The following is a 7045-nucleotide window of genomic DNA, read 5'->3' as shown; positions in this document are numbered from 1 at the left end:
AGGCTCGGGCGGCGGTAGGGCGCGGTCGGCGGCCGCGGTTGCGGGGCCGGGCCAGGTGCGGGCGCGGGGGCGGGGGCTGGGGCGGGCTGTGGCTGCGGGGCCGGTTGTGCCGCACCGGGTTCCGCGGGTGGCGCGGCGGGCTGGCCCGCGGCGGGCTGACTGTTCACCACGGCGACGGTGGTCGCCGCCGGTGTGCCGGGCTGCCCCGCCTCTGTTTTCGGGCGACTCGCGGTCGGCGACGCTGGATCCGCCACGGCGACCGGTGCATTCGGATCGGCCGAGGCGCCGGGTTGGGCGCCGACCGTCGCGGCGATCTCGCCGGCGCGGGCGGGCGTCGAACTATTCGTGGAAGCCGGATTCGATTGGATACCAGTGCCGATCGCGACGGTGCCGGTGGCGAGCAGGCCGAGTGCGACGACCGCGCCCGCGACGACGGCGAGCCGTCGCTTGCCGCTGCGCGGCCCGGCGGCCGCCGGCGGCAGGGGCGCTGCCGCGGCAGCGGCAACCGCGGGTGTGGCCGAAAGTGCCACCGTGGGCAGCTCTTCGGTCTCCGATCCGATCGAGGCCTGCGGTGCGACGGGCACCCGGGCCGCGGCGTCCGCCAGGTCCGCCGCCAGCAGTGCGGCACCACGTGCGCTGGTCTGCGCCGGCGCGGGCGCGGCCAGCACCGGGAGCCCGAACTCGGACGAGATCAGTTCGGCGACCAGCGGTATCGCACCGCCGCCACCGGTGAGCAGCACACCACCGATATCGCCGATCGCCAAACCGGCCCGGTGCACCGCGTCGCGGACCAGATCGGTCGAGCGCAGCAGCGGCGCACGGAGCAGGTCCTCCAACTCGCCGCGGACCAGCCGCACATTGCTGCTCTGCGCGTCCGCCGGATTCAACCGCACCGGTATGACCGTGGCGGTATTTATCGACAGCTCTTCTTTGGCCGCTCGGCAGCGTTCGCGCAATCTCGCCAATTCGCGTTCCACCGCCGGGTCGAACGGATCCAAATCATTTGCGTCCGTAACGTTTGCCAGAACGTAGCGCATGGTGAGCAGATCGAATTCCGCGCCGGCGATGTCCGTGCTCCGCAGCGGTGTGCCGAGCAATCCGGCCTGATCGCCGGTGCGCAGCACCGAGACGGTGAGGCCGGTGGCGCCGAGGTCGTACACGACCACCGCGCCGTCGGTGCGCCGACCGTGGGTCGCGGTGAGCCAGCGCAGCGCGGCGAGCGGTTCCGGCACCAGGGTCACCTCGCGCAGTCCGGCCCGATCGAAGGCGGCGCGCTGGATGTCGACGGTGTGCCCGGACCACCACGCCGGGTGGCAGGCCACGGTCGAGCCCGGCGTGCGCGACCCGGTGTCCATCTCGTCCATCAGGCACGTCACGGCGGCCGCGACGAGGTCGGCGGCCGAATGCGCGCTGCCGTCCTCGGCGAGCATGTCGACCGGATCGCCGACCCGGGCCAGGAATCCTTCTACCAGGACCTCGCGGGAGTGCCGTCCCGCGCCGGCCGTGGTGGCGCCGAGGGCGGGTGGTGCGCCGGCGCTCATTCGCAGCACGCTGGGGCGCGTGCACACGCTGTCGCTGTCCTCCCCCGCTGCCGCCACGGCGACCGAATTCGACGCTCCGACAGTGATGCCGAGCGCCACACGCTGTGTCATTCGTGAACCCCGTTCGAAAACTCTGTGGTCGGGTCTCGCTGCTGTGTAGTCCGGGTGCGAAAGGCAGTGCGGGCACGCCGATGCAACAGTTGTTTCGGTAGCTGGCGGTCCGCCGTTACCTGCGTGGGGGAACTCGCGGGGAAATTCCCCTAATGCCGAGGCCGCCCCTAACGGCCGCGCCGGGGGAGCAGTAGGGGTCGGCCCCGTTCCGCGTAACGAGTTGCGGCCCTAGCGTGAAATTCATTCCAACGACGCGGATCGTGAAGGTCCGCCAGCTCTCAGGAGATGTTTCCGATGACACCCAACGCGATTCTCGAGTTCATCCTGAATTTGCTTCGCGATCACGAGGCGGCGGTCGGCTACTGCGCCAACCCGACAGAGGCGCTGGTGGCCGCGGGTTTGCCTGCGGTGACACCGGAAGACATCGCCGCCGTCGCCCCGATGGTCGCCGAGTCGGCGCTGGTCGCCGGCGGTTCCCAGCTGTCCGCGATCGTGGCCGCGGGCGCCCAGACCGGTGTCGCCGCCGGGCTCGGCGCGGCGGGCGCGGTCGGGGCTGCCGCGGCGGCCGACGCGGGGCTGAACATCGGCGCCGACCTCGGCCTCGATCTCGGCGGGCAGGTCGGCACCGGCATCGATGTCGACGCCGGATTGCACACCGCGATCGACACCGGTTTGCAGATCGGCGCGAATATCGGCGCCGGGTTGCAGACCGGACTGGAGACGGCCGCGAACGTGGGCGCGGACCTGACCGGCGCCCTCGGCGCAGGCGCCCAGGCGGCCACCGGTCTCGGCGCGGGCCTGCAGGTCGGTGCGGACCTCGGTACCGGACTGCAAGGCGCGGTGAACAATGCGTTGCACCTCGGGACCGGGTTGGAGACGAGCCTGTCCGCCGGCGTCGGCGGTGCGCTCGACGCGGTGAACACGGCAACCGGCCTCGGCGCGACCGTGGGCGCGGACCTCGGCTCCGGCCTGTCGACCGGTTTGAACGGCGCGGTCGGCGCGGCCGGTGACCTGTCGGCCGGGCTCGGTAGCACCGTCGACGCCGCGGCTGACCTGTCCAGCGGCCTGACCGGCAATGTATCCACCGCCCTTGGCGGCGTGGGGAATTCGGCTGCGCAGGTGGGCGCCGGCCTGGACACCGGCCTGGCCACGAGCGTCGGCACGGCGACGGACGCGAGTGCTGGACTCGGTGGCGGTCTCGCTGCGGGCCTCGACGGTGCCGCCGGGGTCGGTGCGCAGGTGGGCAGTGGTCTCGAGACTGGTCTCGGCGCGGGGCTCGACGCTGGTGCGCAGATCGGGAGTGGTCTCGAAACCGGGCTGGGTGCGGGACTCGACGCCGGTGCGCAGGCGACCACCGGCCTGGAGACCGGGCTGTCCACGAGCCTCGGCTCCGCTGCCGATCTCGGCGGTGAACTGTCCGGCGGTCTCGGTGGGGCTGTGGATACCGCTGCGGGACTTGGTGGTTCGCTGGGGGGTGCGGTGGATGCCGGTACGAATCTCGGTGGTTCGCTGGGGGGTGCGGTGGATGCCGGTACGAATCTCGGCGGTTCGCTGGGCGGTGCGGTGGATGCCGGTACGAACCTTGGTGGTTCGCTGGGCGGCACCGTGGACGCGGGTACGAATCTCGGTGGTTCGCTCGGCGGCACCGCACAGGGTGCGGTGGATTCTTCTGCGGGACTCGGTGGTTCGGTCGGTTCGACGGCGCACGGCACGGTGGACACCGCCGCGGGGATCGACGGAAGTGTCGGCTCCACGGCGAACACCTGGTCGTCGCTGGATGTATCGAGCGCGTTCGGTTCGGGACTGGACAGCTCCACGGACGCCGGGCTGTTCGCCGACACGCACGCGAACACGGATCTGAGCGGCTCCGCCGGCGCGGATCTCGGCGGCGACGCGTTGCTGCACTGATCGCGCACCGCCGAAAACCGTTCCACACCAATCGAAAGAGGTCGAGTCCGCGATGGGGACGCCAACACCGAACGCCACACCACCGGCGGTGCCGCTGCTCGCGGTACTCGGCGAAACCATCGCGGCGGCGCGGGCCGCCGGCCGCACCGATCTGGTAGGGACGCTCGAGGTGGCGGCCGAGCGGGTGCGGGATCCGCGGCGGCGCATCATCGTGGCCGGACAGTTGGACCAGGGCAAGAGCCGGTTCGTGAACGCGCTGCTGAACCTGGATATCTGCCCGGTGGGCGACGACGTGACCACCACGTTCACCACGGTGCTCGCGCACGGTCCCGCACCGAAGGCGGAGCTGGTGCTCACCGCCCCCGGCGGCGACGCGGGCGGCCCGGAAACCCGGGTCGCGGTGCCGATCGACGAGATCGGCAAGCTCTCCGCGCGGTCGCCGCTCGCGCACGGGCGCCGCATCCTGCGGTTGGAGCTCGAGGTGCCCAACCCGTTGCTGGCCGACGGTATCGTGCTGGTCGACACCCCGGGCGTGGGCGGACACGGAAGTTCTTACGCGGCAAGTGTCTTGGGGATGGTGCCCGCCGCCGACGCGGTGCTGGTGCTCTCCGACGCGTCCACCGAACTCACCGAGCCGGAGCTCGCCTTCCTGCGGCAGGTCCGCGAATTGTGCCCCACGGTGGCGCTGTTGGTCACCAAGACCGACCTCTATCCACACTGGCGACAGGTGTACGAGGCCGATCGCGGGCATCTGGCCAGGGCCGGTGTGGACGTGCCGATGATCGCGGTGTCGTCGTTGCTGCGCAGCCACGCGCTGCGGTTGCAGGACCAGCAACTCGGCCTCGAATCCGGTTTCGGACCGCTCTACCAATTCCTGCGTGAGCAGGTGGTGGCGCGCGACCAGTTCGCCACCCGGGCCGCCGTCGCCCGCGATATCCGTTCGGCGGCAGAGCATCTGGCCCTGGCGCTGGGAAGCGAGCTGGTCGCGGTGCGCGATCCGGCGCGCGGCGCCGCCGCGATGCGCGAATTGCAGGCGGCGCGTAACTCGGCGCAGGAACTGCAGCGCCGCACCGCCGCGTGGCAGCAGACGCTGGCCGACGGGATCACCGACTTGGCCGGCGACGTGGACCACGATCTGCGAGATCGGTTGCGCGGCATCGCCAGAACCACCGAGGAGTGGATCGACGAGCACGATCCGGGCCGGCACTGGGACCGTATCGCCGAACATCTCACCGGCACCATCGACACCGCGATCGGCGACAACCTGCTGTGGACGCACGCGCGGGCGCTGCAACTGGCGAAACGGGTGGCCGAGCACTTCACCGAACTCGGCACGGTCGAACTCCCACAGGTGCGCCCGGACGCCGCGGAGGGCGCGCACGCGAGCGCGGGCACCCTCGCGGATCTGGAACCCGATATCGGCTTCGGCAGCAAGCTGCTGGTCGGCATGCGCGGGTCCTACGGTGGTGTGCTGATGGTCGGCCTCGCCAGTACTTTCGCCGGGCTCGCGCTGCTGAATCCGATCTCCATCGGCGCCGGACTCGTGGTGGGCGGCAAGGCCTTCCGGGACGACAAGCAGGCGCGGCTCGGTCGGCGCCGCAACGAGGCCAAGGCCGCCGTGCGCCGCTTCGTCGACGATGTCGCGTTCCAGACGGGCAAGGAGTCGAAGGACCGCCTGCACCGGATCCATCGAGCGCTGCGCGACCACTACGCGGGCGTCGCCGACCGGAGCCTGCGATCGATCGACGATTCGCTGCGCGCCGCGCAGGAGGCGGCGACCATGGCGAATGCCCGCCGGGCCGAACGCTGCACGGTGCTGGAGCGTCAGCTCCGGGTGGTCGCCGAACTGAACAGATACGCGGAGGCGATGCAGGCCGCGCTGCCGGGCGCGCCCGTCGGTACGGTTGCCTCGTGACACGAGAGGTCGGCGCGGCACCGGGAATTGTGGCCGAGGCGCATCGTCTGGTCGGCGCCGCACGGGCGGCCTTCGCGAGCGAGCCGCGGCCGCGGGCTCTGCTGGCCGACTGCGCGCGGCGGCTCGACCAGCCGTTGCGTATCGCGCTGGCCGGATCGCTGAAGGCGGGCAAGTCCACCCTGCTCAATTCGCTTGTCGGGCAAGACATCGCACCGACCGACGCGACCGAGTGCACCCGGGTGGTCACCTGGTATCGCTACGGTTCCACGCCGAGCGTGACGGCACACGCGGGTGACGGCGCGCGGGCCAACGTGGTGGTGCGCCGCGGCAGCGGCACCCACGGACTGACCTTCGACCTGGATCGGTTGCGCTGGAACGCGCCTGCCGCGCGCGAGGTCGACCATCTCGAGGTCGAATGGCCCGCGGCCGCGCTGGCGCACACCACGATCATCGATACCCCGGGCACCTCGTCGCTGTCGCGGGAGGTGTCGCAACGCACGGCTCGATTGCTCACGCCCGGTACGGAAGCGGTGCCCGCCGCGGCGGGACCGGCGATCCCCGGTGCCGACGCGGTGGTCTACCTGCTCCGCAGGCTCGACGCGGCCGATGTCCACTTCCTGGAGCGGGTCGGCGCCGGAACCGGTGCGGCCTCGGGTGTTTCGGGCCCGCTCGGCGTGGTCGGCGTGGTCTCCCGGGCTGACGAGATCGGGGCGGGTCGGATCGACGCCTTGCATTCGGCGCGCGATGTCGCCACCCGATTCGCGGGCGAGCTGGAGCGTACGGGCCTGTGCCAGGCGGTGATTCCGGTCGCGGGGCTGCTCGCCTTCGCGGCCGCGACACTGCGGCAACAGGAGTACGCCGCGTTCGAAGCGCTGGCCGGTGTGCCCGTCGAGGAGTTGAGCGCGGCACTGCTGTCCGCCGATCGCTTCGCCCGGCCCGATATCGCCTTGCCGGTGCTACCCGAGAACCGAGCACAGCTCGCGGAGCGGTTCGGGCTGTTCGGCATTCGGATGGCGGTCACCCTGGTGCGGCTCGGTGTACGGGATTCGGCCACGCTGGCAGCGGAATTGACCGCGCGCAGCGGCGTGGACGAGTTGCGCTCGGTGCTCGACGTGCAATTCGGGCAGCGGGCCGACCAACTCAAGGCGCACTCGGCCCTCACCGCGCTTGCCCGGGTGCTCACCGCCTACCCGGGCAGCGAGGCCGACGCGTTGCTGCCACGCGTGCGCACACTGCTCGCCGATGTGCACGGGTTCGCCGAGTTGCGGCTGCTCGGGCGGCTGCGGACCGACGAATTGTCCTTACCGCCTACCGATCTCGCGGAACTACACCGCCTCATCGGCGGCTCGGGCGTCGCGCCGCACCTGCGGCTCGGGCTGCCGGTCGACGCCGCTCTCGCGACGCAACGTGCGCAAGCCATGGCCGCGGTCCGCAAATGGCGGGCGCGCGCCCGCCATCCGCTGGCCGATCAGTTCACGACTACGGCGTGCTTGACCGCCGCCCGCAGCGCCGAAGGAGCGCTCGGCGTCCTGTCCGGGTAAGCCGGACCAGGCGGCGCCGCTGGGGTTTT

General features: G+C 71.6%; 4 protein-coding genes. 3 read left to right on the top strand and 1 reads right to left on the bottom strand.

Going from position 1 to position 7045, the window contains the following annotated elements; all coding sequences use genetic code 11:
* Window positions 1–1652: Hsp70 family protein (locus tag NBRGI_RS15660; RefSeq protein ID WP_036559311.1), on the bottom strand; the 1652-nt coding region annotated here is incomplete at its 3' end.
* 294 nt (window positions 1653–1946) lie between these two features.
* On the opposite strand from NBRGI_RS15660, the gene NBRGI_RS15655 reads away from it, so the two are divergent.
* From NBRGI_RS15655 to NBRGI_RS15645, 3 genes are read left to right on the top strand one after another with little or no spacing between them, the layout of a single operon-like run.
* Entirely contained in the window at window positions 1947–3560 is a 1614-nt protein-coding gene (locus NBRGI_RS15655) for an IniB N-terminal domain-containing protein (RefSeq protein ID WP_148310830.1), read from the top strand.
* 52 nt (window positions 3561–3612) lie between these two features.
* Window positions 3613–5475, top strand: coding sequence for a dynamin family protein (locus tag NBRGI_RS15650; protein ID WP_029896936.1), 1863 nt, complete (start codon window positions 3613–3615; stop codon window positions 5473–5475).
* Window positions 5472–7016 (top strand): dynamin family protein, encoded by a 1545-nt coding sequence (locus NBRGI_RS15645; RefSeq protein ID WP_051727801.1) that lies wholly within the window; start codon window positions 5472–5474, stop codon window positions 7014–7016. Before NBRGI_RS15650 ends, NBRGI_RS15645 begins: the two co-directional genes overlap by 4 nt.
* The last annotated feature ends 29 nt before the right edge of the window (window positions 7017–7045 follow it).

Origin of the sequence: Nocardia brasiliensis IFM 10847 (genome assembly GCF_000710915.1) — a bacterium.
Lineage (GTDB): Bacteria > Actinomycetota > Actinomycetes > Mycobacteriales > Mycobacteriaceae > Nocardia > Nocardia brasiliensis_A.
This window is presented reverse-complemented; position numbering and strand designations above follow the sequence as displayed.